The sequence below is a fragment of the Stutzerimonas sp. NM35 genome (genome assembly GCF_054604355.1).
In genome coordinates, this window is record NZ_CM137728.1 from 93682 (window position 1) to 119647 (window position 25966).

Annotated in this window: 27 protein-coding genes; 12 read left to right on the forward strand and 15 right to left on the reverse strand. The window is 63.0% G+C overall.

Annotated features, from left to right (window positions below):
* Positions 1-42: 42 nt before the first annotated feature.
* The 7 genes from ACYCFC_RS00450 (at position 43) to thrC (ending at position 7569) form a co-directional block, all read left to right on the forward strand.
* On the forward strand, positions 43-690 hold the full coding sequence (locus tag ACYCFC_RS00450) for a c-type cytochrome (protein WP_459652828.1): 648 nt from the start codon (positions 43-45) through the stop codon (positions 688-690).
* Complete coding sequence (locus tag ACYCFC_RS00455) at positions 687-1679, forward strand: c-type cytochrome (RefSeq protein ID WP_181084893.1); 993 nt, start codon at positions 687-689, stop codon at positions 1677-1679. Before ACYCFC_RS00450 ends, ACYCFC_RS00455 begins: the two co-directional genes overlap by 4 nt.
* Positions 1680-1725: 46 nt before the next feature.
* Entirely contained in the window at positions 1726-3045 is a 1320-nt protein-coding gene (locus tag ACYCFC_RS00460) for an OprD family porin (RefSeq protein ID WP_459652829.1), read from the forward strand.
* A 192-nt stretch (positions 3046-3237) separates the two neighbouring features.
* A complete protein-coding gene (locus ACYCFC_RS00465; RefSeq protein WP_459652830.1) occupies positions 3238-3963 on the forward strand; it encodes a disulfide isomerase DsbC N-terminal domain-containing protein in 726 nt (241 codons plus the stop codon).
* 95 nt (positions 3964-4058) lie between these two features.
* On the forward strand, positions 4059-4556 hold the full coding sequence (locus ACYCFC_RS00470) for a GFA family protein (RefSeq protein WP_181084887.1): 498 nt from the start codon (positions 4059-4061) through the stop codon (positions 4554-4556).
* Between the two features lie 208 nt (positions 4557-4764).
* A complete protein-coding gene (locus tag ACYCFC_RS00475) occupies positions 4765-6069 on the forward strand; it encodes a homoserine dehydrogenase (protein WP_459652831.1) in 1305 nt (434 codons plus the stop codon).
* Positions 6070-6159: 90 nt separating this feature from the next.
* Positions 6160-7569 (forward strand): threonine synthase, encoded by a 1410-nt coding sequence (gene thrC, locus ACYCFC_RS00480; RefSeq protein ID WP_459652832.1) that lies wholly within the window; start codon positions 6160-6162, stop codon positions 7567-7569.
* A 110-nt stretch (positions 7570-7679) separates the two neighbouring features.
* Here the strand turns inward: thrC and rnt are convergent, their stop codons facing one another.
* Together rnt and pyrC are read right to left on the reverse strand one after the other, a co-directional pair.
* Entirely contained in the window at positions 7680-8354 is a 675-nt protein-coding gene (gene rnt / locus ACYCFC_RS00485; RefSeq protein WP_181084883.1) for a ribonuclease T, read from the reverse strand.
* A complete protein-coding gene (gene pyrC / locus ACYCFC_RS00490; RefSeq protein ID WP_459652833.1) occupies positions 8351-9394 on the reverse strand; it encodes a dihydroorotase in 1044 nt (347 codons plus the stop codon). Before pyrC ends, rnt begins: the two co-directional genes overlap by 4 nt.
* Before the next feature lie 195 nt (positions 9395-9589).
* Here pyrC and ACYCFC_RS00495 point away from each other — a divergent pair, with 195 nt between their 5' ends.
* The 3 genes from ACYCFC_RS00495 to gloA all read left to right on the forward strand — a co-directional run bounded on the left by ACYCFC_RS00495 (position 9590) and on the right by gloA (position 12349).
* Positions 9590-10483: a flagellar protein MotY gene (locus ACYCFC_RS00495; RefSeq protein ID WP_459652834.1), complete on the forward strand. Its 894-nt coding sequence runs from the start codon at positions 9590-9592 to the stop codon at positions 10481-10483.
* 95 nt (positions 10484-10578) lie between these two features.
* Positions 10579-11796 carry an argininosuccinate synthase gene (locus ACYCFC_RS00500; protein WP_181084877.1) on the forward strand — a complete coding sequence of 406 codons (1218 nt, stop codon included), beginning with the start codon at positions 10579-10581 and terminating at the stop codon, positions 11794-11796.
* 160 nt (positions 11797-11956) lie between these two features.
* The gene (gloA, locus tag ACYCFC_RS00505; RefSeq protein ID WP_181084875.1) at positions 11957-12349 is read left to right on the forward strand and encodes a lactoylglutathione lyase; all 393 of its coding nucleotides are present in this window, start codon (positions 11957-11959) and stop codon (positions 12347-12349) included.
* A 51-nt stretch (positions 12350-12400) separates the two neighbouring features.
* On the opposite strand, the gene ACYCFC_RS00510 is transcribed toward gloA, so the two are convergent.
* The 8 genes from ACYCFC_RS00510 to rsxA form a co-directional block, all read right to left on the reverse strand.
* The gene (locus tag ACYCFC_RS00510; RefSeq protein WP_181084873.1) at positions 12401-12580 is read right to left on the reverse strand and encodes a PA3496 family putative envelope integrity protein; all 180 of its coding nucleotides are present in this window, start codon (positions 12578-12580) and stop codon (positions 12401-12403) included.
* 109 nt (positions 12581-12689) lie between these two features.
* Positions 12690-13328, reverse strand: coding sequence for an endonuclease III (gene nth, locus ACYCFC_RS00515; RefSeq protein WP_181084871.1), 639 nt, complete (start codon positions 13326-13328; stop codon positions 12690-12692).
* A 99-nt stretch (positions 13329-13427) separates the two neighbouring features.
* Positions 13428-14141, reverse strand: a complete 714-nt coding sequence (locus ACYCFC_RS00520) for an electron transport complex subunit E (RefSeq protein WP_181084869.1) — start codon at positions 14139-14141, stop codon at positions 13428-13430.
* A complete protein-coding gene (rsxG, locus tag ACYCFC_RS00525; RefSeq protein WP_459652835.1) occupies positions 14138-14908 on the reverse strand; it encodes an electron transport complex subunit RsxG in 771 nt (256 codons plus the stop codon). The genes ACYCFC_RS00520 and rsxG overlap by 4 nt, the downstream gene beginning before the upstream one ends.
* Before the next feature lies 1 nt (position 14909).
* On the reverse strand, positions 14910-15938 hold the full coding sequence (locus ACYCFC_RS00530; protein ID WP_459652836.1) for an RnfABCDGE type electron transport complex subunit D: 1029 nt from the start codon (positions 15936-15938) through the stop codon (positions 14910-14912).
* Between the two features lie 83 nt (positions 15939-16021).
* A complete protein-coding gene (gene rsxC / locus ACYCFC_RS00535; protein WP_459652837.1) occupies positions 16022-18490 on the reverse strand; it encodes an electron transport complex subunit RsxC in 2469 nt (822 codons plus the stop codon).
* On the reverse strand, positions 18487-19062 hold the full coding sequence (gene rsxB / locus ACYCFC_RS00540; RefSeq protein ID WP_181084861.1) for an electron transport complex subunit RsxB: 576 nt from the start codon (positions 19060-19062) through the stop codon (positions 18487-18489). Before rsxB ends, rsxC begins: the two co-directional genes overlap by 4 nt.
* A complete protein-coding gene (gene rsxA, locus ACYCFC_RS00545; protein ID WP_014851830.1) occupies positions 19059-19643 on the reverse strand; it encodes an electron transport complex subunit RsxA in 585 nt (194 codons plus the stop codon). The genes rsxB and rsxA overlap by 4 nt, the downstream gene beginning before the upstream one ends.
* Before the next feature lie 196 nt (positions 19644-19839).
* On the opposite strand from rsxA, the gene ACYCFC_RS00550 reads away from it, so the two are divergent.
* Positions 19840-20253: a hypothetical protein gene (locus ACYCFC_RS00550; protein WP_181084859.1), complete on the forward strand. Its 414-nt coding sequence runs from the start codon at positions 19840-19842 to the stop codon at positions 20251-20253.
* 11 nt (positions 20254-20264) lie between these two features.
* Here the strand turns inward: ACYCFC_RS00550 and ACYCFC_RS00555 are convergent, their stop codons facing one another.
* Both ACYCFC_RS00555 and ACYCFC_RS00560 read right to left on the reverse strand, forming a co-directional pair.
* The gene (locus ACYCFC_RS00555) at positions 20265-21083 is read right to left on the reverse strand and encodes an enoyl-CoA hydratase (RefSeq protein WP_181084857.1); all 819 of its coding nucleotides are present in this window, start codon (positions 21081-21083) and stop codon (positions 20265-20267) included.
* A gap of 114 nt (positions 21084-21197) precedes the next feature.
* Positions 21198-22442, reverse strand: a complete 1245-nt coding sequence (locus ACYCFC_RS00560) for a substrate-binding protein (protein ID WP_459652838.1) — start codon at positions 22440-22442, stop codon at positions 21198-21200.
* A 217-nt stretch (positions 22443-22659) separates the two neighbouring features.
* On the opposite strand from ACYCFC_RS00560, the gene ung reads away from it, so the two are divergent.
* The gene (ung, locus tag ACYCFC_RS00565) at positions 22660-23355 is read left to right on the forward strand and encodes a uracil-DNA glycosylase (protein WP_181084853.1); all 696 of its coding nucleotides are present in this window, start codon (positions 22660-22662) and stop codon (positions 23353-23355) included.
* 32 nt (positions 23356-23387) lie between these two features.
* Here ung and ACYCFC_RS00570 read toward each other — a convergent pair whose 3' ends face one another.
* From ACYCFC_RS00570 to ygfZ, 3 genes are all read right to left on the reverse strand, one after another.
* Positions 23388-23906, reverse strand: a complete 519-nt coding sequence (locus ACYCFC_RS00570; RefSeq protein WP_336509719.1) for a DUF4142 domain-containing protein — start codon at positions 23904-23906, stop codon at positions 23388-23390.
* A gap of 109 nt (positions 23907-24015) precedes the next feature.
* A complete protein-coding gene (locus tag ACYCFC_RS00575; RefSeq protein WP_459652839.1) occupies positions 24016-24852 on the reverse strand; it encodes an HDOD domain-containing protein in 837 nt (278 codons plus the stop codon).
* A gap of 64 nt (positions 24853-24916) precedes the next feature.
* Positions 24917-25864 (reverse strand): CAF17-like 4Fe-4S cluster assembly/insertion protein YgfZ, encoded by a 948-nt coding sequence (ygfZ, locus tag ACYCFC_RS00580; protein WP_459652840.1) that lies wholly within the window; start codon positions 25862-25864, stop codon positions 24917-24919.
* Positions 25865-25966 lie beyond the last annotated feature (102 nt).

Consider the following 25966-nt stretch of genomic DNA (forward strand, 5'->3'; position numbering starts at 1 on the left):
GTGGTGGCAGGTCGTGGTTATTACAGGGGGCAGGCAATGAGAATGACAGGACCCTTGATGGGCGCCATCGCCTTGGCAGGCATGGGCATGGCCACTGGTTCGTACGCTCAAACGGACATGGACGAAGGCGCTTCACTGGCCGTGGTATGTGCCAGCTGCCACCAGGCTGATGGCGGTGGCATGAATATTCCGGGTGGCGAGTCCTGGCCGCGACTCGCCGGCCTGGATGCTGACTACATGAGCAAACAGTTGCGGGACTTCAAGAGTGGCGAGCGCAGCAATCCGAGCATGCAGCCCTTCGCCAGCATGCTCGATGAGCGGCAGATGCGGCTGGTGGCCGAGTATTACAGCCGGTTGCCCGCCACACCCGGAAAGGGCGGCGAACAGGCGACTGAACAGGAGCTTGCCCACGGCGAGAAGCTGACGCTGCAAGGCGACTGGGATCGCTACATCGTGCCGTGCCGAAGCTGCCATGGGCCGGATAACCAGGGCGCGGGTGAGCACTTCCCCGGCATTGCCGGGCAGCACGCGGACTATATCGCCGGGCAGCTGCGTGCCTGGCAGGAAGGGACGCGGGACAACGATCCGCAGCATCTGATGGCGGCGATTGCCGAGCGTATGAGCGTCGAGGACATCCAGGCGGTCTCGCGCTGGCTTTCGCTTCAGCCCAGCCGGGAGGACGGCCAATGATCATCTTGAACGCTACCCTGACTGCAATCGTCCTCGGTCTGGGCGCCGGCCTGGCGCAGGCCGAGGCGCGTTACGGCACTGATATGCCCCAGCCCAGGCCTGGCGAATATGTGCATGTTCCGCCAACCCTGGAAGACCTGGAAAAAAGCCAGCTTCACCCTGAGCTGAAGCGCGTCATCCGGCGTGGCCATGACCTGTTCGTGAACACGCAGCAATTGCGCGGCAAGAACGTGTTCAACAGCATGAACTGCAACAGCTGCCACATGGGCGAGGGGCGCCTGCCATTCGCCGGTCCGGTCTGGCCGGCAGTGGTGACGCTGCCCAACTACCGGCCCAAGAACGATCATGTGAACAACCTCGAAGAGCGCATCGCCGGCTGTTTCAGTTATTCCATGAACGGCATGCCGCCGGACTATGGCAGTGACGACATGCTGGCCCTGACCGCCTATCACCAGTGGTTGGCCAAGGGGGTGCCGATGTATCAGAACGGGCAGAACATGTACGGTCGCGGCTATCCGAAGCTGCCCGAGCCGGCGCTGGGCATGGATTACCAGCGTGGTAGCCAGGTCTATGCGGAAAACTGCGCGCTCTGCCATGCCGCCGATGGCAGCGGCCTGGAGCAGAAGGGCAAAGTGGTCTTCCCGCCGGTATGGGGTGATGCCTCCTACAACTGGGGGGCCGGCATCAGCCGGCATTTCACCCTGGCTTCCTTTATCAAGCACAACATGCCGCTGGGCCGCCCGAACAGCCTGAGCGACCAGGACGCCTGGGACGTAGCCTACTACATCAACAGCCAGGAACGTCCGCAGGATGCGCGCTACACCGGTGATGTCCGGGAAACGCGCGCCAGGTACCTGGAAACCTTCCACACCCACACCAACTACGGGCTGGAAGTGGAGGGGCGCCTGCTGGGCGATCACGACAATGTGGGTGAAAAGGACTTTCTCAAACCCGAGATTCTGCGCCCGCGTACTTTCACCGCCGAATGACATCAGGGGCGTGCGTCGCCCCTGCCTTCACTGAATGGAACCCTTTATGCCGACCATGACTCTGCCGGGGCGAGGCCTTGCCCTGGGTTTGCTGCTGGTGCCCGCTGCGGCGATTGCGGATTTCTTCGAGGACAGCAAGCAGTCGCTTGAGTTGCGCAACTTCTATATGAACCGGGATTACCGCGACGCAACTGACAGCACCAATACCCGACCGCCGAAACTGGTGAACAAGGATGAATTTCGCAGCAAGTCCGAAGAGTGGGCGCAGGGGGTAATCCTGCGCTACGAATCGGGTTTTACCGAAGGCACTTTCGGGCTGGGCGTCGATGCCATCGCCGGCCTGGGCATTCGCCTGGACTCCGGGCGCGGTCGCAGCGATACGCAGTTGCTGCAGATCGACCGCAGCGAGGGCCGTGCGGAACGCAGCTACGGCGATCTGGGACTGACCGCCAAGGCCAGGGTGGCCGAGAGCGTATTGCGGGTCGGTACATTGATGCCGCGTCTGCCGTCGGTCAGCGCCAATCTGGAAGGACGCCTGCTCCCGCAGAGCTTCCAGGGCGCGCAGTTGACCAGTACCGATATTGACGGGCTGACCTTCAACCTCGGGCATCTGAACCGGATCAACCAGCGCTATTCGTCTGATCACGAGCCCATGACGCTGAACAACATTCCCCGAGGCATGCCGGTAAACAAGGCGGGCAGGTTTTCCCCCGGCAAGGTCGGGCAGAGCGACAGCTTCGACTTCGCCAGCTTCAGTTACCGCTGGAGTCCGGGGCTGACCACGGCCTACAACGTTTCCCGGCTGGAGGGGCTGTACAGGCAGCATATCCTCAACGGCGTGCATGTCTTGCCGCTGGGTGAAGGGCGCTCTCTCAGGACTGATCTGCGCCTCTCCAGGTCCTCCGACGATGGCAGGACCAACGTGGACAACAAGGCCTTCTCCGGCATGCTGAGCTATGCCTTCGGCCATACCCGACTGGGCGTGAGCTACCAGAAGATGACCGGCGACACCGGCTACGTCTACATCAATGGCACCGATCCCTTTCTGGTCAACTATTCCCAGGTACGGGATTTCGCCAACAAGGACGAGAAGTCCTGGCAGCTCCGCTACGACTACGACTTCGCCGGCCTTGGCATTCCCGGTTTGAGCCTGTTCACCCGCTATGTCAGCGGTCATGGTGTGGACCGTGGTCCGGACCAGTCCAGCGGGCGTGAATGGGAGCGCGACTTCGACGTCACCTATGTCGTGCAGAACGGCCCGCTGAAGAATCTCAGCCTGCGTTGGCGCAACACCATGATTCGTTCGAACTTCTTCCGTGATCTGGATGAGAACCGCCTGATCGTCGGCTATCGCTTCGAGTTCTGATGGCGTCACCACTGGCTGATCTCTCGGCGGCCAGCGGGTAGTGCGAGGTGCAGGAGGCAGGGGTGAGGCCGTTCGTCAGTGTGTGCGTCAGGTTGCAGCGCCGGCGATTCAGGGCGTTGGGCGGCAGTCTCGGTACGGCGCCTGTGTTAGTCTGCGCCTCTTTTTTGTTGCTCGAAGTCGCCAGGAGATTCCATGCGCGTGATTCGTTTGTTTGCCGCCGCGACCCTCGGTCTGCTCGGCTCCGTTGCCCTGGCCGCCGATGCCGACAAGGCAATCCGTGATGCGTTGCAGTCGATCCAGCCTGACATGCCCATCGAGGCCATTGCCGAAAGCCCGATGCCAGGCGTCTATCAGGTGCAGCTCAAGGGCGGGCGCCAGCTCTATGCCAGCGCCGATGGCCAGTTCGTGATCCAGGGCTATCTGTTCCAGTTCAAGGATGGCCAGGCGATCAACCTGACCGAGCAGGCCCAGAGCCGTTCGGTGGCGCAGGCTATCGCGGCGGTGCCCGTCAGCGAGATGGTCGTGTTCGCCCCGGAAAAGCCCAAGGCTCATATCACGGTGTTTACCGACACCGATTGCGTCTATTGCCAGAAGCTGCACAGTGAAGTGCCGGAGCTCAATCGCCTGGGTATCGAGGTGCGTTATATGGCGTTTCCCCGCCAGGGCATGATGAGCCACGGCGCCAGTACGCTGACCAGCGTCTGGTGCGCCAAGGACCAGCAGGCTGCGATGAACAAGGCCAAGGCCCGCGAGGACGTGCCGGTCGCTACCTGTGACAGCCCTGTTGCCGGGCAGTACGAGCTGGGCCAGATGATCGGCGTGCAGGGAACCCCTGCGATCATTCTCGCCGATGGCCAGATCATCCCCGGCTATCAGCCGGCGCCTCAGCTTGCCGAGCTGGCACTCCAGGCCAAGTGATGGCGGAGGCGCCTTCTCCAGGCGCCCGGCTGCACACCGGTTGAACTGCATCGCTCCCCGCGTTCAAAGTCTGAAGACATGCGAAGGGGGCGATCATGAAACTTGAAGGGTCCTGTCACTGCAAGGCCGTGCGTTTCTCGCTGGAATCGGCCACGCCTTATCCATTCATGCGCTGCTATTGCTCCATCTGTCGCAAGACGGCAGGTGGCGGCGGTTATGCGATCAACCTCGGCGGCGACTACCGGACGCTGGCGATAGAAGGGCGGGAGCACCTGAGCGTCTATCGGGCGCGTATGGTCGATCCTGAAACCGGCGCGGTCACCTTCAGCGAAGGGCAGCGTCATTTCTGCAGGCACTGCGGCAGTGCGCTCTGGCTATGGGACCCCGGCTGGCCGGAGCTGGTCCATCCGCATGCGTCGGCCATCGATACCGATCTACCCACGCCGCCCGAACACACTCACCTGATGCTCGACTCCAAAGCCAGCTGGGTCGAGCCGGAGATCCATGAGGGCGATAAATGCTTCGCTGACTACCCGGACGAGTCGCTGGCCCAGTGGCATGAGCGCCTCGGCCTGGGCGGGGCGGAAAGCTGAGCCCGTAGGGCCGAACTCGTTCGGCTTTTGCGCGGCGACGATGGCCGAATGAATTCGGCCCTCCAGATACTCTGTCGTATCGACCCGGAACGGGTACAGGCCTTGGTACACCTCCAGCCGATTTGACTAAATCCCGTGCGCTTCGTAATGTGCGACTCTTTTGTTCGGCTGGTGTGTCCGGTCGTTCGCTGGCAATGGGGAGTGCAGCTTGAAACCGGTGAAAGTTGGCATCTGTGGGCTGGGAACCGTCGGTGGCGGAACCTTCAATGTGCTCAAGCGCAATGCCGAGGAGATTGCCCGTCGCATCGGGCGTGGAATCGAAGTCGTGCAGATCGCGACCCGTCATCCGAATCCCCGTTGCGACACCGGTAGCATCGCCATTACCGACGACGTTTTCGCCGTCGCCGGCAACCCCGAAATCGATATCGTCGTCGAGCTGATCGGCGGCTACACCCTGGCCCATGAGCTGGTGCTCAAGGCCATCGAGAACGGCAAGCATGTGGTCACCGCGAACAAGGCGCTGATCGCCGTGCACGGCAACGAAATCTTCGCCCGCGCCCGTGAAAAGGGCGTCATCGTCGCCTTCGAGGCCTCGGTGGCAGGCGGCATTCCGGTGATCAAGGCGATCCGCGAGGGCCTGGCGGGCAACCGCATCAACTGGCTGGCGGGCATCATCAACGGCACCGGCAACTTCATCCTGACCGAGATGCGCGAGAAGGGTCGCACCTTCGAGGACGTGCTCAAGGAAGCCCAGGAGCTGGGGTATGCCGAAGCCGATCCGACTTTCGACGTCGAAGGCATCGATGCCGCACACAAGCTGACCATCCTCGCGTCCATCGCCTTCGGCATTCCGCTGCAATTCGACAAGGCCTACACCGAGGGCATTTCGCAGCTGACCACGGCGGATGTGAATTACGCCGAGGCGCTGGGTTATCGCATCAAGCACCTGGGTGTGGCGTGCCGCACCGACGCCGGCATCGAGCTGCGCGTGCATCCGACGCTGATCCCCGCCGACCGCCTGATCGCCAACGTCAACGGCGTGATGAACGCGGTGATGGTCAATGGCGATGCCGTGGGCTCGACGCTTTATTACGGTGCCGGCGCCGGCATGGAGCCGACCGCCTCGGCGGTGGTCGCCGATCTGGTGGACGTGGCGCGCGCGCTGAGCGCCGACCCGAACAATCACGTGCCGCCCCTGGCGTTCCAGCCCGACGCACTGTCGGCTCATCCGATCCTGCCGGTCAGCGATTGCGAGAGCGCCTATTATCTGCGCATCCAGGCCAAGGATCATCCAGGCGTGCTGGCCCAGGTCGCGACCATTCTTTCCCAGCATGGCATCAACATCGAGTCGATCATGCAGAAGGAAGCCGAAGAGCATGACGGCCTGGTGCCGGTCATCCTGGTCACCCATCGGGTGGTGGAGCAGCGCATCGACAACGCCATCTCCGCCCTCGAAACCCTCGATGATGTGGTTGGCAAGGTCGTGCGCATCCGGGTAGAGCAACTCGCTTGAGGCTGAAGGCTGGAGGCTGGACGAAAGTGCTTTTGCGTTCAGCCTCCAGCCTTCAGCGCTGTTATCGGCTTTTATGAAAGGTTTTTAGATATGCGCTATATCAGCACCCGTGGCCAGGCTCCGGCCCTGAATTTCGAAGATGTGCTGCTGGCCGGGCTGGCCAGCGACGGCGGCCTCTATGTGCCGGAGAACCTGCCGCGCTTCACCGTCGAGGAAATCGCCTCCTGGGCCGGCTTGCCGTACCACGAGCTGGCGTTCAAGGTCATGCGTCCCTTCGTGGCAGGCAGCATTCCTGATGCCGATTTCAAGCAGATTCTCGAAGAAACCTACGGTGTATTTGCCCACAGTGCGGTCGCACCGCTGCGCCAACTGGACGGCAACGAATGGGTGATGGAGCTGTTCCACGGCCCGACCCTGGCGTTCAAGGACTTCGCCCTGCAACTGCTCGGTCGCCTGCTTGACTACGTCCTGGCCAAGCGCGGCGAGCGGGTGGTGATCATCGGCGCCACGTCGGGCGATACCGGTTCGGCGGCCATCGAAGGCTGCCGCCGCTGCGACAACGTCGACATCTTTATCCTGCATCCGCACCAGCGCGTGTCCGAGGTGCAGCGCCGCCAGATGACCACCATCTTCGGCGATAACATCCACAACATCGCCATCGAGGGCAACTTCGACGACTGCCAGGAGATGGTCAAGGACAGCTTCGCCGACCAAGGCTTCCTCAAGGGCACACGTCTGGTGGCGGTGAACTCGATCAACTGGGCGCGGATCATGGCCCAGATCGTCTACTACTTCCATGCGGCGCTGCAGCTGGGCGGTCCGGCGCGTTCCGTGGCGTTCTCGGTGCCGACCGGCAACTTCGGCGATATTTTCGCCGGCTACCTGGCACGCAACATGGGCCTGCCGATCAGTCAGTTGGTGGTCGCGACCAACCGCAACGACATCCTGCACCGCTTCATGAGCGGTAACCGCTACGACAAGGACACCCTGCATCCGTCGCTGTCGCCGTCCATGGACATCATGGTCTCGTCCAACTTCGAGCGCCTGCTGTTCGACCTGCACGGTCGCAACGGCGCCGCCGTGGCCGAGCTGATGAGCGCCTTCAAGGCCAGCGGCAAGCTGTCGGTCGAGGAAGAGCGCTGGACCGAGGCGCGCAAGTTGTTCGATTCCCTGGCCGTGGACGACGAGCAGACCTGCAAGACCATTGCCGAGGTGTTCGCGGCCACCGGCGAAGTGCTCGATCCGCATACCGCGATTGGCGTCTATGCCGCGCGCGAATGCCGCCGCAGCCTGGCAACGCCGATGGTGACCCTGGGCACCGCGCATCCGGTGAAATTCCCCGAGGCGGTGGAGAAGGCCGGAGTCGGCAAGGCGCTGGAATTGCCGGCGCACCTGGCCGACCTGTTCGAGCGTCCCGAGCGCTGCACCGTGCTGGCGAACGACCTCAAGGCCGTGCAGGCCTTCGTCAGCGAGCATGGCAATCGCGGAAAGCCGCTTTAAAGGCAAAAGGCGACAAAAGCGCTGGAGGCTGAAAGCTGGACGAAAGGACCACTGCGAGTCGCTTTTTCGTCCAGCCTCAAGCCTCCAGCGCTTTGTCGGCCTCACCGCTGTTAGTCGTCAAACTCTTCCCAGCCGCCCATTTCCTTCCAGCGGTTGACGATGCCGCAGAACAGCTCGGCGGTCTTCTCGGTGTCGTAGCGTGCCGAGTGCGCTTCGCGCCCGTCGAAGTCGATGCCCGCAGCCTGACAGGCCTTGGCCAGGACGGTCTGGCCGTAGGCGAGGCCGGCGAGGGTGGCGGTGTCAAAACTGGAAAAGGGGTGGAAGGGGTTGCGCTTGATGTCGCAGCGGGCAATCGCCGCGTTGAGAAAGCCCAGGTCGAAGCTGCTGTTGTGCCCGACCAGAATGGCGCGTTTGCAGCCGGCGGACTTGACCGCCTTGCGTACGCCGCGGGTGATATCGCCCATTGCCTGTGCTTCGGGCACGGCCATGCGCAGGGGGTGATCCAGCTTGATGCCGGTGAACTCCAGCGCGGCGGCTTCGATATTGGCGCCGGCGAAGGGCTCGACACGGTAGAACAGGGTGTCCTGTGGATAGAGCAGGCCCTGTTCATCCATGCCGATGGTCACCGCGGCGATTTCCAGCAGGGCGTCGGTGGCGCAGTTGAAGCCGCCACATTCGACGTCGACCACCACCGGCAGGAAGCCCCGAAAGCGCTGCGCCATGGGTGAGCGAGACTTGCCGGAGAGGTTGTTGTCCTGTTCGTCGTCGAACGAGTCCTCGCTCATGCGTTTGCCTCCAGTCGCCATTGCAGGGTTTCGCCGGCGCGCAGGGGCACCAGGTTGTGCTCGCCAAAGGGCAGGTTGCCCGGCACGCTCCAGGGCTCGCGAACCAGTGTGATCTGCTCGGTATTGCGCGGCAGACCATAGAAATCGGCGCCGAAATGGCTGGCAAAGGCTTCCAGGCGGTCCAGCGCATTGCGCTGTTCGAACGCCTCGGCATAGAGCTCGATCGCCGCGAAGGCGGTGTAGCAGCCGGCACAGCCGCAGGCGTTTTCCTTGGCGTGCTGGGCATGGGGCGCCGAATCGGTGCCGAGGAAGAATTTCGGGCTGCCGCCGGTGGCGGCGTCGAGCAGCGCTTCCTGGTGAACGTTGCGCTTGAGGATCGGCAGGCAGAAAAAGTGCGGGCGAATGCCGCCCACCAGCATGTGGTTGCGGTTGTAGAGCAGGTGGTGCGCGGTGATGGTCGCGCCGACATTGCTGGCCGAAGCCTCGACGAACTGCACCGCGTCACGGGTGGTGATGTGCTCGAATACCACTTTCAGCGTCGGAAAGCGTTCGGTGATCCGGCTCATCTGCTCCTCGATGAAGTATTTCTCGCGGTCGAAGATATCGATTTCCGCACGCGTCACTTCGCCATGCACCAGCAGCGGCAGGCCGACCTCGGCCATGGTTTCCAGTACCGGGAAAATATTCTCGATGCGGGTCACGCCGGAGGCCGAGTTGGTGGTGGCGCCCGCTGGATAGAGCTTGGCCGCGTAAACATGGCCGCTGTTCTTGGCCGCGCGAATCTCGTCGGGCTGCGTGCCGTCGGTGAGATAGAGCACCATCAGCGGCTCGAAGGCGTTGCCCTTGGGACGTGCGGCAATGATCCGCTGGCGATAGTCGTGCGCTTCGGCGGCATTGCGCACCGGCGGCACCAGGTTCGGCATGACGATTGCGCGGGCGAATTGGCGTGCGGCGTCCGCCACGGTGTGTGTCAACGCCGCGCCATCGCGCAGATGGATATGCCAGTCGTCGGGACGAAGGAGAGTAATGCGATCGGACATGCGGGTTTCCAAGCGGATCAAACGTGCGCGAATGCTACCGGAAATGCGAGGAAAAATCGCCGCAGGCGGGATGCGGCGAGCTGAAAGGACCCCGTTGCGTGACGGCAGCGCCGCTGGAATGAAGATCTGCGCGTTCAAGTTTTTGCAGGGCGCACCGATACACAGGTTGAATGTTCCTTCCCCGTGGAGCCTCGTGTGCGCCTGCGCCCTCTTATCCTGGCTTGCCTTCTGGCCTCGCCGGCCAATGCCCTGACTTTCCAGACGCGTCTGGAGAGGGTGCAGTGGCAGGTCGAGGGGGACCAGTTCGAGTGCAGACTGGCGCAGCCGATTGCCGGCTTTGGTCGTGGCGAGTTCGTGCGGCGTGCCGGTGAGGAGGCGATCTTCCGCCTGCATTCGCCGGAGCGCTGGCTGGGCGCCGGTTCGGCGACGCTGCTGGCCGCCGCCGCGCCCTGGCAGCCGGCCCGTAGCGATATCAACCTGGGCGTGGTTTCCGTGGGTGAGGGCGATATCCCGTTCAACAGCTCGCATCTGCAGGCCGGGCGCCTGCTCAGCGGGTTGCTCGACGGGCGCAGTCCGGTGGTGCGCCATCGCACGCTGCATGGTGGTGAGGCGCTGGAAGTGCGCCTGCTGCCGGCGCGTTTCGGCAAGGCCTATGAGGATTTCCGTGGCTGCACGGCGAAGCTGCTGCCGGTGAATTTCGATCAGATTCGCAAGTCGCAGATCGGCTTCCCCAGCAGTGACGTGACACTCGATGCGCTGGGCCAGGCCAAGCTCGATATCATCCTGCAATACCTGCGTGCCGATCCCACGGTCAATCGTATCCAGCTCGACGGCCATTCCGACAACAGCGGCAACCGGCTCAGCAACCGCGACCTTTCCCGGCGTCGCGCCCTGGCTGTGGAGGAATATCTGCTGGCCAACGGCGTGCCGAAGGAGCAGATCACGTTGCGCTTCCATGGTGAGCAATATCCGCTGGTGCCCAACCGGAACGCGGCCAGCCGCGCCAAGAATCGCCGGGTGAGCCTGAGCCTGTATCGCGAGCCGGCCACTACCACAGCCGCTGCCGAAGCTGTCAGTCCGTCGTCCTGACGGCAATCGGGCCATGCCAGGGGCTGTGCCCCTGTAAAACCAACGTCGCGACCAGTAGAATTGTCGTTTTCCTTCAATCCCGGGAGTGGATGGCAATGGCCGACGTAAAGAAGGTAGTCCTGGCGTATTCCGGTGGCCTGGACACCTCGGTGATTCTCAAGTGGCTGCAAGATACCTATAACTGCGAAGTGGTGACCTTCACCGCCGACCTCGGCCAGGGCGAGGAGGTCGAGCCGGCCCGCGCCAAGGCCAAGGCCATGGGTGTCGAGGAAATCTATATCGACGACCTGCGCGAAGAGTTCGTGCGCGATTTCGTGTTCCCGATGTTCCGCGCCAACACCGTCTACGAAGGCGAGTACCTGCTGGGCACCTCCATCGCCCGCCCGCTGATCGCCAAGCGCCTGATCGAGATCGCCAACGAGACCGGCGCCGACGCCATCTCCCACGGCGCCACCGGCAAGGGTAACGACCAGGTGCGTTTCGAGCTGGGCGCCTATGCGCTCAAGCCGGGCGTCAAGGTTATCGCCCCCTGGCGCGAGTGGGACCTGCTGTCGCGCGAGAAGCTGATGGACTACGCCGAGAAGCACGCCATCCCGATCGAGCGCCACGGCAAGAAGAAGTCGCCGTACTCCATGGACGCCAACCTGCTGCACATCTCCTACGAGGGCGGCGTGCTGGAAGACACCTGGACCGAGCATGAAGAGGACATGTGGCGCTGGACCAAGTCCCCGGAAGCCGCGCCGGACACCCCGACCTACATCGAGCTGACCTACCGCAAGGGCGATATCGTCGCCATCGACGGCAAGGAGCTGAGCCCGGCCACCGTGCTGGCCGAGCTGAACCGCATCGGCGGCGAGAACGGCATCGGTCGTCTGGACATCGTCGAGAACCGCTACGTGGGCATGAAGTCCCGTGGCTGCTACGAGACCCCTGGCGGCACCATCATGCTCAAGGCCCACCGCGCCATCGAGTCGATCACCCTGGACCGCGAAGTCGCGCATCTGAAAGACGAGCTGATGCCCAAGTACGCCAGCCTGATCTACAACGGCTACTGGTGGAGCCCGGAGCGCCTGATGCTGCAGCAGATGATCGACGCCTCCCAAACCACGGTGAACGGCGTGGTACGTCTGAAACTGTATAAGGGCAACATCATCATCGCCGGTCGCAAGTCCGACGAGTCCTTGTTCGACGCCAACATCGCTACCTTCGAGGATGATGCCGGCGCCTACGATCAGGCCGACGCCGCAGGCTTCATCAAGCTCAACGCCCTGCGCCTGCGCATCGCCGCCGGCAAGGGTCGCAGCCCGCTCTGATGTCGTTGTAGGAGCGAGGGGGACGCCTAGTTCTTGCTTGCGAAGCTTCACTTGTGAATGATCGCGAGCAAGCCCGCTCCTATATAAACACCGCGACCCCGGCCACAAGCCGGGGTCTGTGTTTTGATCGTGAACAGGTTCTTTGACGAGGAGAAACCCGATGAGACTACTCCACACCATGCTCCGCGTCGGCGATATGGACAGATCCATCGCCTTCTACACCGAAGTGCTGGGCATGACCCTGCTGCGCCGCAAGGATTACCCCGACGGCAAGTTCACCCTGGCATTCGTCGGTTACGGAGACGAGGCCCACAACAGCGTGCTGGAGCTGACCCACAACTGGGGCGTCGAAAGCTATGAGCTGGGCACCGGCTACGGGCATATCGCCCTGGAAGTGGAAGACGTCTACAAGGCGTGCGAGGACATTCGCAGCCGTGGCGGCAAGATCACCCGCGAGCCGGGGCCGATGCTGCATGGCAGCAGCATCCTGGCTTTCGTCGAGGACCCGGATGGCTACAAGGTGGAGCTGTTGTCGCCAAACCGCGGGGACTGATTCCTGAATGACCTGGCAGAATGAAAAAGCCCCGGATTCGGGGCTTTCTGCTTAAAGATCGAAGTCGAACTCGTTGAGCTGCTTGCGCAGTCGACGCTCTTCGAGCAGGTTGTCGATGATGCGGCGCTTGGTCAGGTTGGTCTTGGCCACTTCGACCGGGGCTTCTGCGGTATCGTCTTCGTCCTCACCGACGAAGTCGTCTTCAATCTCGATTTCTTCTTTCTCGGACACTTGTCTTACTCCACGGCTAAGGCGCGCTGATGGCGCACCTTATAGCGACAAAAAACAAGGCCGTAAAAAAGATTTTTTCAATCGCCCGATAGCTTTTACCTCCAAGCGCTCAATCGTCGGAGGTCTTGTGCTTGTATTCGCACAGGTCTTCGATACGGCAACTGCCACATTGGGGTTTGCGTGCCTTGCAGACGTAGCGTCCATGCAGGATCAGCCAGTGATGGGCATCCAGCAGATAGTCCTTGGGCACGAACCTGATCAGCTTGCGTTCGACTTCCAGCACGTTCTTGCCGGGGGCGATGTTGGTGCGGTTGGCGACGCGGAAGATATGGGTGTCGACGGCCATGGTGAACTGGCGGAACGCGGTGTTGAGCACCACGTTGGCCGTCTTGCGACCGACGCCGGGCAGGGCTTCGAGGTCTTCGCGGTTGTCCGGCACCTGGCTGCCATGCTTCTCGACAAGGATGCGACAGGTCTCGATGACGTTCTTCGCCTTGCCCCGGTACAGGCCGATGGTCTTGATGTACTCCGACAGTCCCTCGACACCCAGCGCGTAGATCGCCTCCGGCGTGTTGGCGACCGGATAGAGCTTGGCGGTGGCCTTGTTGACACCGACATCGGTGGCCTGCGCGGAAAGGATCACCGCGATCAGCAGCTCGAACGGCGTGCTGTAGGCCAGCTCGGTCTTGGGCTCGGGGTTGTCTTCGTGGAAGCGGCGAAAGATTTCCCGGCGTTTTTCGGCATTCATGCAAACAGCTCCAAGCTTCAAGCCACAAGCGTCAAGCCGGGGCCGATAACGATGTCAGGGTCGCTGCCGCTTCTACTTGCCGCTTGTAGCTTGTGGCTTTCATTCAATCACCCCGGTCACCCGAACCCGGCGGCTTTGTACCGCAGCTTCGGGCTGCTGCGCCCTGGCGCGCTCGGCCAATTGCAGGTCGATGCGGTTCTTCAGCGCGATCAGCAGGCCGAGGACGATAAAGGCGCCGGGCGGCAGGATTGCCAGCAGGAAGCCCTTGTAGTCGCTGAAGACGGTGATCTGCCAGTCGGCGGCGATGGGGCCGAACAGCAGCTGCATGTTGGCGAACAACGCGCCGGTACCGAACAGCTCGCGCAGACCGCCGAGCACCAGCAGCACCAGCGCGAAGCCCAGCCCCATGACCAGGCCGTCGAAGCTGGCGATCAGCGGATTGTGCTTGGCGGCGAAGCCGTCGGCACGACCGAGGATCACGCAGTTGGTGGTGATCAGCGGAATGAAGATGCCGAGGATCTGGTAGAGCTCGTAGGTGTAGGCCTGCATCAGCAGCTCGATGCAGGTGGTCAGCGCCGCGATGATCATCACGAAGGCCGGCAGGCGCACCGCCGTGTTGACCACGCCGCGCACCAGCGAAACGCTGAGGTTCGAGCAGACCAGTACCAGCGCGGTGGCCAGGCCAAGGCCGAGGGCGTTGACCGCGGAGTTGCTGACCCCGAGCAGCGGGCAGAGGCCCAGCAGCTGTACCAGCGCCGGATTGTTCTTCCAGAGGCCGTTGAGGCTCAGTTCGCGATAGCTGGGTGTGCTCATGGCGTGTCACCTGTCTGCTCGGATTGCGGATCAGTGATCTGCATGTCGTCACGGGTTGCAGCGCTGCCGGCGCGGGAATGGCGGGTGGCTGTGTCGGGCTCGTCCAGCTCCGGTAACGCCTGCTCGGGGTCAACCGGGTGGGTGCTGGCGCCGAGCAGTTCGTCCTTGTGCGCATCGAAATACTGCAGGGCGCGGTGCACGGCGCCGACTACGGCGCGAGGGGTGATGGTCGCGCCGGCGAACTGGTCGAAGTCGCCGCGATCCTTCTTCACGGCCCAGCCGCTGGTTTGTGGGTTGTCCAGGGACCTGTCATCGAAACCCAGGATCCAGCGGTCCTTGGCCAGCTCGATCTTGTCGCCCAGGCCGGGGGTTTCGCGGTGGCGGACCACACGCACACCGGCGATGCGGCCATCGGCGAGCACGCCAACCAGCAGATGGATCGCGCCACTGTAGCCATCCGGCGCAATGGCCTGGAGGATCACCGCGCTGGGCTCGCCGTTGCTGCGGGCGATATAGGCGGGAACGGGCTGTCGGGTGCCGAGCAGGGGATGGTGCACGTCGACGCTGCTGTCGAGCAGCTGGTTGTCGTAGCTGCCATGGGGCAGGATTTCGTTCAGGGCGCGCAGTTGCGCCGCACGCTCGGCGGCCTGAATGCGCTCGGCGGTGAACTGCTGCAGCAGCGTCACCGCGCCCACGGTGACGACTGCGAACAACCCCAGCACCAGGGCGTTTCTGAACATCGAGCGGCTGAGTTCGGGAAGGATCATGTCATTCGCCCAGCTTGAAGCCACGCTCGGCCTTGCGGTGGCCGTAGGTGCGCGGACGGGTGTAGTAGTCGATGGTCGGTGCTGCCAGGTTCATCAGCAGCACGGCGAATGCCACGCCGTCGGGGTAGCCGCCCCAGGCGCGAATGACGTAGACGAGGATACCGACGCCGGCGCCGAAGATCAGCCGCCCCAGGGTGCTGGTGGCGCTGCTGACCGGATCGGTCACGATAAAGAACGCGCCGAGCATGGTGGCGCCGCTGAGCAGGTGGAACAGCGGTGAGCCGTTGCTATCGGAGCCCGAGCCGTTCCAGAACACCAGGCTCATCAGCGCCAGTGCCGCGAGCATGCCCACTGGCGCATGCCAGCTGAACAGCCGTTTGTGCAGCAGGAACAGGCCGCCAGCGAGGAATGCCAGGTTGGCCACCTCCGAGCCGATGCCGCCGAAGTGCCCGAATGCCGGATTGGCCCAGAGCTCGTCCACGGTCAGACTCTTGTTCAGTTTCATCGCGTCCAGTGCGGTGGCCTGGCTCCAGCCATCGGGCAGCGAGGCGATGCCGAGGATATGCTGCAGACCGGCGCTCAGGCCAACGCCGTGAGGCACCGGCCATGAAGTCATCTCCACCGGGAAGGAGATCAGCACCACGACGTAACCAATCATCGCCGGGTTGAAGGGGTTCTGGCCCAGCCCGCCGTAGAGCTGCTTGCCGAAGACGATGGCGCTGCCGGTAGCGATCAGCGTCAGCCACCAGGGCGAATAGGGCGGCAGGGCCAGCGCCAACAGCACGGCGGTGACCAGCGCACTGCCGTCACGCAGGAAGAACTGCACCGGGCGCTGCCGCACCTTGAGCATCAGGGCTTCGAAGCCCAGTGCGACGGCGCTGGCCCAGCACAGGTTGATCAGCGTGCCGGCGCCGTAAAGCCAGGTGAGGGCGACGACGCCTGGCAAGGTTGCAGCCAGCACCAGCAGCATGATCCGCTGGGTGCGGTTGCTGCCGGTGGCGTGCGGTGAGGTGATGCGTGGCAGGGCCATTGGCTCTCCGGTCGAATGTGGTGCGGGGCGCGGTCTTCACGGGGATTGTCGCGCCCGGATAGTTGCGCCTGTGACGCCGCTATTTATGAGTCGGTGTGTTCCTGCAGCTTGCGCTCGGCTTCGCTCAGGCGCTGGCGGGCGGCCTCGATCGCGGTAGTGTCGTTGTCGGTAGCGCGTTCCAGCTTGCGCAGGTCGGCGCGAGCGAAGGCGACTTCGGTCTTCAGGGCGCGGGCCTGCTCGTCTATCGGACGCTTTTCGGTACGAACCAGCTCTGGAGCGGGCTTGGCGGAGTTTTCTTCCGCCGCGTGCAGGGCCTGTTCGGCACTGGCCAGACCGTCGCGCAGTTTGCCGAGCTCGGCTTCGTCGGCACCGGCCTTTTCGGCTTTCTTCAGTTCGGCGCGTTTCATCGCCAGTTCGATCTTGGCTTTCTTCAGGGCCTCGTCGGTGACCGGTTTCTTGGCAATGGGAGCGCTTTGCTGTACGCCGGCCAGTGCCTGTTCCGCTTCGGCAAGTTGCGCTTGCAGGCGGGTCAGCTCGGTCTGTTGTTCCTCATCGCGGGTTTCGAGCTTTTCCAGCTTGCGTAGCTGGGCGCGGAGCATCGCGGCTTCGATCTTGGCTTGCTTGGCGGCTTCGTCGTTGGCCGGCTTGCTCGGAGCAATGGGTGCGTTTTGCTGTGCCTCAGCCAGTGCCTGCTCGGCTATGGTCAATTGCGCCTGCAAATGGGTCAGTTCGGCCTGCTGCTGCTCGTCTCGACTCTCCAGTTTTTCCAGCTTGCGGACCTGTGCACGCAGCATGGCGGCTTCGATTTTGGCCTTCTTCGCAGCCTCGTCACTGGCCGGGGCCGGTGCGGCTTCGGCTGGTGCGGCAGCGTTGGCTTCGTCCAGGGCTTGCTGCGCCTGGCTGGCAGCGACACGCAGTTCGGCGACCTGTGCCTCCAGCTCGGGCGTGGCATGGGTGGCGAGCTGTTTCTCGGCTTTCTTCAGGGCGACCTGGGCCATGCTGGCTTCGATCTTGAGCTTCTTCTGTTCCTCGGACAGGCCGGCCTTTTGCGCCTGGACGCGGGCGACCGGGTCATCCTGGCTGGCGGCTTGCGCCTGTGCTTCCTTGGCGCGCGCGGCGCGTTCGGCACGGGCCTTGCGGTCGGCTTCCTTCTGCTCTTCGGCGCGGCGCAGGCGTTCCTGGCGCAGTTCGAAGCGCTGTCTGGAGTGCTCGGCCTTCTGCTGCTTGTGCTCCAGGGCGCGGATCTCGCCCTTGGCGGCGCGGTAGTACTGCACCAGCGGAATGCTCGAAGGGCAGACGTAGGCGCAGGCGCCGCATTCGATGCAGTCGAACAGGTTGTAGGCCTTGAGCTGCTCGTGTTCCTGGCCCAGGGCGAAGAAATACAATTGCTGCGGCAGCAGGCTGGCCGGACAGGCTTCGGCGCACTCGCCGCAACGGATGCAGGGCAACGCCGGCGGTGGTGGCGGCAGCTCGGCGAGGGTGCTGGCCAGCAGGCAGTTGGTGGTCTTGATCAGCGGCACGTCCAGCGACGGCAGGGTGAAGCCCATCATCGGTCCGCCCATGATCAGGCGGTTGAGCTTGCCGCTGTCGAGCCCGGCGAAGGCCAGCAGCTCGGCCACCGGTGTGCCGATCAGCGCCTCGACGTTCATCGGCTCGGCCAGGGCTTCACCGGTCAGGGTGGTGATGCGCGAGATCAGCGGCTTGCCCAGAAGCACGGCATCATGAATGGCGACGCAGGTGCCGACGTTCTGGCAGAGCATGCCGATATCGGCGGGCAGGCCGCCGCTGGGGACCTCCTCGCCGGTGAGGATCTGGATCAGCTGCTTTTCGCCACCGGAGGGGTATTTGGTGGGGAAGACCTTGAGCACATAGGGCCTGTCGCCCAGCGCGGCGCGCACGGCTTCGATGGCTTCGGGCTTGTTGTCCTCGATGCCGATCAGCACCCGCTGCGGCTGGATCAGGTGTTCGAGGATCTCGATACCGGCGACCAGTTCGGTGGCCTTCTCGCGCATCAGCAGGTCATCGGCGGTGATGTAGGGTTCGCACTCGGTGCCGTTGATGATCAGCGTGTGAATCGCCTGCGTGAGCGGCGCGGTGAGTTTCACTGCGGTGGGGAAGCCGGCGCCGCCGAGGCCGTTGATACCGGCCTGACGGATGATTTCCAGCAGATCGGCAGGCGGCAGCTGGCGGTAATCGGTGCGTGGCTGCAGTTCGATCCACTGGTCCCGACCGTCGCTGTCGATGACGATGGCCGTCGCGGTCATGCCCGAGACGTGCGGGTAGGGCTGTGGGCCGATGAAACTGACGGTGCCCGAGGTGGGCGCATGCAGCGGCGCGCTGACGAAGCCGCTGGCCTCGGCGATCAGTTGGCCCTTGAGCACCGGCTCGCCGAGGGTGACGCAGGGTTCGGCGGGCGCGCCCAGGTGCTGGGCAAGCGGCACGATCAGCCGCGCGGGCAGCGGCATCTGCCGGACCGGCGTGCGGTTGGACAGCTCCTTGCGCTCCGGCGGATGGATGCCGCCGTGGATGTTCCAGACGTTCAACGAGGTCATGCGGCCTGCTCCCGGTCACTGGCGATCAGCTGGCCCGGCGCCAGCGGCTGGTCCCATTTCCAGCTCTGCAGGTTACTGCCCAGTTCGATCATGTCGATGCAGTCCACCGGGCAGGGCTCGACACAGAGGTCGCAGCCGGTGCATTCGGAAACGATCACCGTGTGCATCTGCTTGGCCGCGCCGACGATGGCATCCACCGGGCAGGCCTGGATGCACTTGGTGCAGCCGATGCACTCGGCTTCGCGAATGTAGGCGACGCGCGGCGGCACTTCGCCTTCCACGGCATCCAGCGGCTCCGGCTCGACATCCAGCAGGTCGGCCAGTGCCTGGATGGTGGACTCGCCACCCGGTGGGCACTTGTTGATCTTGTCGCCGCCGGCGATGGCCTCGGCGTAGGGCTTGCAGCCTGGATAGCCGCACTGGCCGCACTGGGTCTGCGGCAGCAGGGCGTTGATCTGCTCGGCGATCGGGTCGCCCTCGACCCGGAAGCGCACTGCCGCGAATCCCAGGATCGCGCCGCACACCAGGCACAGCGCCAGCAGCGCGAGTACGGCAATCAGAACCAGGCTCATAGCTTGATCAACCCGGTGAAGCCCATGAATGCCAGCGACATCAGGCCGGCGGTGACCATGCCGATGGCCGCGCCCTGGAACGAGCGGGGAACGTCCGCAATGGCGATGCGTTCACGCATGGCGGCGAACAGCACCAGCACCAGGGAAAAGCCCAGGCCGGCGGCAAAGCCGTTGGCGGTCGCGGTGATGAAGGTGAATTCGGACTTGTTGGCATTGAGCAGGGCCACGCCCAGCACGATGCAGTTGGTGGTGATCAGCGGCAGGAAGATGCCCAGCACGCGATAAAGCAGCGGACTGGTCTTGTTCACCACCATTTCGGTGAACTGCACCACCACGGCGATCACCAGGATGAAACTGATGGTGCGCAGGAATTCCAGATCCAGCGGCTTGAGTACATATTGCTGTACCAGATAGCTGCACATCGCCGCCAATGTCAGCACGAAGGTGGTGGCCAGGGAGAGGCCGATGGCGGTTTCGATCTTTTTCGAGACGCCCATGAACGGGCACAGGCCGAGAAACTGTACCAGCACGAAATTGTTGACCAGGATGGCGCTAACCATGATCAGGGCGAGTTCGGTCATGCGGGTTCCTGTGGTGCTCTGTATGAGCCCGAGGCTAAAAGGCCGCCATTATCGGCAAGCGGTCGCGGCCATACAAGTCGCGACTGGCTGTCGCAGGCTGCGCCGGCTGTCTGTTGGCTGCTCGTATGTGCTCAGGCTGTGGTCTGATTGAAAGTGCCGTGGACGATTGTCGCGGCTTCGTTTGCGGAGGTTCCCGATGAATGTCAGAGCCCTTTTACTGCTGCTGGGCCTGAGCCTGGCGTTGCCGGTGCAGGCCGATGCGCCGGGACGCGTCTGGGTCTATCAGCCGGACGGCAACAGCTATCGCATCGGCAGTGGTCCGTATCGGTACGACCCACGCAGTCCTTACCCGCAGCATCGCCAGTATCAGCAGAATCTGCCGCCGCGCTTTCAGGGGCAGTTGCCGCCGCAGTATTACGAGCGGCATCGCGGTGTCGATCGCCCACAGCGCTGGAACAAGGGGCGTCAGCCCCGCATGGATCATCCGTCGCGCTGGCAGCATGAGCGGCGGACAGAGGGCTATCGTCGAGACCACGGCCCGCGGCAGGGGCTTGATTACCGACCACCGCAGCGGCGCGACTTCAATCAGCGAGGTTACCGGCGCAACTGAGGCCGGCTGATTCAGCGGTTTCGCCAGTGTGGTTCACGTTTCTCCAGGAAGGCGTTGACGCCCTCAAGGGTGTCCTGGGCTTCGAACAGGCCGAGGAAGGCTTCCCGCTCGGCGGCTGCGAGGGTATTGGGGCCGCGACTGCGCACGCTGTCGATCAGGGGTTTGATGGCGCGGACTGCCACCGGGCTTTGTCGTGCGACTCGTGAGGCCAGCAACAGCGCGTGTCCGCGGGACTCTCCGGGCTCGACGATCTGCTCGATCAGGCCGATGCGCAATGCGGTTTCGCTGTCGAGACGCTCACCGCAGAGAATCATGCGCTTGGCCCAGCCTTCGCCTACCAGCCAGGCCAGCGCCTGGGTGCCGCCGGCGCAGGGCAGCAGGCCCACCGAGGCTTCCGGCAAGCCCAGCTGGGCCTGGCGCTCGGCAATGCGGATGTCACAGGCCAGCGCGCACTCCAGCCCGCCGCCCAGGGCGAAGCCGTTGATGGCGGCGATGGAAACGCCACGAAAATCGCGCAGGGCCTCGAAGGCTTCGCCGAAGCGACGTGCCATTTCCCGCGCGCGCAGCCGGTCGCCATCGGCGAAGAGTTTCAGGTCGGCGCCGGCGCTGAAGAACTTTTCGCCCTGGCCGCAGATCACCAGCGCATATATATCGTCGTCGTGGTTGAGGTGTTCGATCACCAGCTTGAGGCCGATCAGCGACTCCCGGTCCCAGGTATTGGCCGGTGGATGGTTGATGGTGATCAGTGCGGTATGGCCGTGCTTTTCGACGGTCAGCTTGTGGGTCAGGTCGAAGATGCCGGGCTTGTAGGGTTCGAGTGCGTTGCTCATGGGCGGGAATCCTCGCAGGGTGGTCAGGACTCAGAGTCCGTCGAGGCGTCGGGGTTGCAGTTCCCTTGATGGCGGAAGCGGGAATGGCGGGTTCTGCCATTCCCGCTGTGCCTGTTATTGCAGTTGCAGCGGCTGGTTGGCTGAGCGCCGTTCTTCCTGCCATTCGGCCAGGGTCGGCGCCGCCTCTTCGCCGGACAGGCGGTGGACGATTTCAAAGTAGTCTTGCCTGTATTTGTCCTTCAATACCTCTTCGCGCTGTTTCACTCTCACAGCATAGACTGTCTGTACGCTCTGGTGATCGAAGGGGCGCCAGTACTGTTCATCCTTGAGCAGCGTGTAGCGATGGCCTTCGAGAGCCGCGATCAGCTTTTCGCTGTCGAGGCTCCTGGCGCGGGTGACTGCATCGGCCCATTGGTAAACGATGGTGTAGGCGATGGCTGCAGAGCTGGAGGGGTGGGACTGATAGCGCTCACCGAAGTTCTTCACGAAGGCCTTGCCATGCTCGGACCCTTCAATCTCCGGGACGCGCCAGGTCCAGGGTTCGGTACCCAGTACGCCGCGCATGATATCGGGGCCAGCGGACTCGACCATGGTCATGCTCAGGTTGGGTACCGCAATCTGCATTTTCTTGTTCAGGCCCAGTTCGTCGGCGATGCGCATCGCGCGCACCATGTCTTCGCCGTAGAGCACCAGCGCCAGCACGTCGGCGCCGCTCTGCTCGGCCTGCTGCAATGCCTTGCGGAAATCGGAAAGGCGCGCGCCGGGGAAGGGGGTCTTGGTGCCCGGATGCTGGGACTGATCGGTGGTCCCGGTTGCCTGACGCAGCGAGCTTTCGCTGGTATGGCCCCAGGTGTAATCGGCGGTGAGGTAGAAATAACGCTTGTTCGGCATGGTTTCGTTCAGGTATTGCCCCAGCACCCGCGCACTCATCCAGGCGTTGTTGCATTCGCGGAACATGTACCTGTGGCCGTCCTTGCCGGTGGTGTCGTTGGAATAGGTAATGGTGCCAAAGTAGAGCAGGCCTCGTTCCTTGGCGCGCTTGCTGGCGGCGATTGCCACAGCGCTGGAGACACCGCCGAAGAGCATGGCTACGCCTTCATCGGCCATCCTGTCGACGTTGACCACCGCCTTTTCCGGGCGAGAAGCCGTGTTGCGGCTGATGAGCTGCAGGGGACGACCGAGTACGCCGCCACGTGCATTGATTTCGTCGATGGCAAGCAAGGCGCCGCGCATTTGCGACAGTCCTTCTTCTTTATAGCTGCCAGTGCGGGGATAATTCAGGCCAAGTGTGATCGGGTCCGCAGCTTGGGCAGCAAGACAGAAACCCAGCCCCAGAGCCAAGAGGGTAATCCGTTTCATCGCAGGATCCTTTTTTGTTTTTTTGTCGGCAGAGACGCTGTTGTACAGCGGCCTGCGCCACTCCGTCACCCTTTCAATGGTCGTAGAACTCACAGGCGTGCGGTGGGCAACATTATCGAAGCCTGCTGGTGAGCGGTAGTGCGCTGGATCAAGCTCTCTGCCGGCCGGCTCACTTTGAAACTCGACATTTTGTATCGTCACTGCTGCAGGAGCGACTATGAGTCAGGATCATCCCGTCAAGCTCGAAGCGAGTTGGAAAGCGGCCTTGAAAGATGAGTTTGCACAGCCGTACATGCGCGAACTGGGCGACTTTCTTCGTCGGGAAAAGGCCGCCGGCAAGGTCATATATCCCCCCGGCCCGCTGATCTTCAACGCGCTGGATTCCACGCCGCTGGAGCAGGTGCGGGTGGTCATTCTCGGTCAGGACCCCTATCACGGTCCCGGCCAGGCCCATGGCCTGTGTTTTTCGGTCCAGCCGGGCGTCGCACCACCGCCGTCGCTGCAGAACATCTACAAGGAACTCAAGCGCGATCTGAATCTGGAGATTCCCCGTCACGGCTATTTGCAGCACTGGGCGGATCAGGGCGTACTGATGCTCAACACCTCGCTCACGGTGGAGCAGGGGCTGGCCGGATCGCATGCGAAAATGGGCTGGCAGCGACTGACCGACAGGATTATCGAGCTTGTCAGCGAGCAGCGCTCGAATGTCGTCTTCATGCTCTGGGGCGCCCATGCGCAAAGCAAGGCGAAGCTGATCGACCCGACTCGGCATCTACTGCTCAAGTCCGTTCATCCATCGCCGCTGTCGGCGCATCGAGGCTTTATCGGCAACGGACACTTCAGCCGTGCCAATCAGTTTCTCAGGCAACACGGCCTGGAGCCTATCGACTGGCAGTTGCCGGTAGAGGTATGAGGCGGCGTCAGGCTTGACGCCGCCGAGGGGAATTACGGATTGGCGCCATGCTTCGAGGCCAGTTCCTGGGCGTGCTGGAGATGCTGCTCAAGTTTCGGCAGTGTCGATTCGGCGAACTGCTTCAACTCGGCGTTTTCGCCGTTCCGGGCGTACTCACGAAACAGCTCGATGGTCTGCTCGTGGGCCACGACCTGGTTGTTCGCATAGGCTTTGTCGAAATTGTCGCCCTCGCGGAACTTGAGGATCATGGCTTTCGCCTTGTCCATCAGCGTGGCCTCGTCGGAAAGCTCCAGGTCGTCATGTTGTCCGGCAAGTTCAGCGAGTTTCTGGTTGGCCTGGGTATGGTCGTCGATCATTTTCTGAGCGAAGGTCTTGACGTCTTCGGAGTTGCTCTTGTCCAGCGCCAGCTTGGCGGTTTCGATTTCCGCGATGCCTTTGGCAGAGGCTTCGTCAACGAAGTTCTCACCTTCGACAGCCAGGGCAAGGTTTGCAGCCATGCCGAAGAACAGTGCGGTAGTGCCCGATAGGAACGCTTTGGTTGTGCTGTTCACGATGCTCTCCTTCAATCACCTGAGCGGCAGGATGCCGTCCCCTTTTAAGACTGGGGTGCACGGTAGCGGTTCCTTCCAGGTGCGAGGGCGAGCGAGACCAGTGGCTTTCCTACTGCAGCATGCTCATGGCGGCGTCCATTGCCGCTGACAGGTCTTCGTCTTCCTGCAGCAGGGCGCTGGGCTCCAGTCCCAGCCTGGCGAATGCCGGAATCCGGTTCCAGTCGAGCTGTGTGTAGGGGTGGGTACTGCCGATATGGCTTTGCAGAGTGGCGACCTGGACGATATCGACGTAGTCGGCCTTGTCCGATACCCGTGAAAAGTCCAGGTACTGACCGGGGACCGCGGCGATCGGGTCCGGGAATTCCCAGGTGCGCAGGATCTTCTCGCCGATGATCGGGTGAATCCGCTCGATCACGTGGTTGAGGCTGATGGAATCGCCGAGCAGTGTGCCGTGTTCTTCGGCATAGGTCAGGATCGGCAGGATGCCGATCTGGTGGACCAGGCCGGCAAGGGTCGCCTGGTCCGCCGGCAGGCGGGTAAAGTTGCGACACAGCACATGGCTGATTGCCGCAATCTCGGTACTTTTGTTCCAGACCTCGCGCATCTTGCGATCCACGGCGTCGGTAGTCGCCTGGAACATCTGTTCCATGGCCAGGCCGGTTGCCAGGTTGGCCGTGTAATTGATGCCGAGACGGCTGATCGCCGTCTGCAGGTCGTTGATTTCCTGATGGGTACGCAGCAGGGGGCTGTTTACCACTTTGATGATGCGGGCCGTGAGCGCGGTATCGTTGCCGATCACCCTGGACAGCGTGGGAATGCTGACGCTGGGATCCTCCGCCGCCTCGCGTACGCGCAAGGCGACTTCCGGAAGGGTCGGCAGGACCAGTTCGTCATTTTCGATGGCCTTGATCAGTTCCTGCTGGACTTTGTCGGCGAGGGTGCTCATGTGATTCCTTCTGATTCCATATAAGGTGGTCGCCGATGGCTGACAGGCGTTTTTGAACGGCCTGTCAGCGCTGGATTTCCCGGTCCGCATCCAGGGTGTACGGCAGATCGAGCAGGTCCAGAGGCTCGCCATCGACCGAGCCGAGGAATATGCGCCCATCGATGGCCGCGTCTTGCTGCAGCACGGCGAGCAGTTCCAGTGCTCCGTCGGCTCGGGCCGCCATGACCACCTCGCCGACACTGGAGTTATGAACCGGTGAAAAGAGTTCCTGTCCTGCCGCAGGCATTGACGCCTCGCTATTCTGAAAGGCCAGACGATGCAGGCGGCGCTTGAGTTTGCCGAGGTACTGCATGCGTGCGACGATTTCCTGACCGGTGTAACAGCCTTTCTTGAAACTGACGCCACCCAGTGCTTGCAGATTGATCATCTGCGGGATGAACAGCTCGCGGGTTTCGCCGAACACCTGGCCGATACCGGCGCGAATCTGCGCCAGTCGCCAGTGATCGAGCGAGGCTTCGGCCAGTTGGGCGGCGAGCCGCTGCCGGATGGTTTCGGCCTCTGCCGCAGGCGCCCAGAGCTCCGCGCGGCCATCAGGCAGGCGGATGGCGATCAGGTTGTGCGCGGTCGTCACCTCGTCGGCTGTTTGCGACAGATCGAGGCCTAGACTGACCAGGGCGCCGTCGCCCCCGCGCAGGCCGAAGCGCACCCACTCCGTGCTTTCGTCATGCAGTTTCGACTTGGAAAATACCGCGAAACGGGCGAGATCGGCACGCTGCGGTTCCACCAGTTCGCTGGCCATCGCCAGCAGGTAGCCGTCGCCTTCCGGAACAATGCGGAAGCTCGACTGCATACGCCCCTTGGGTGTGCAACGTGCGCCCAGGCTCGAATGTCGGGCGTCGAGGTAGTTGAGGTTACAGGTCAGCTGCCCCTGCAGGAATTTGCCGGCATCCGGGCCGCGTACGGCCAGGATGCCTTCGTGCGACAGGACGCAGAAAAAAGCAGTGTCGGTCATGATCGGTCGCCGTGCTGAATCAGGCGAGCATCATAGCAGGACCGCTTGAAAACACAGCGTGCGCCAGCTGGCACTGCGCTCAGCCAGACCTTCGCGCAAGAG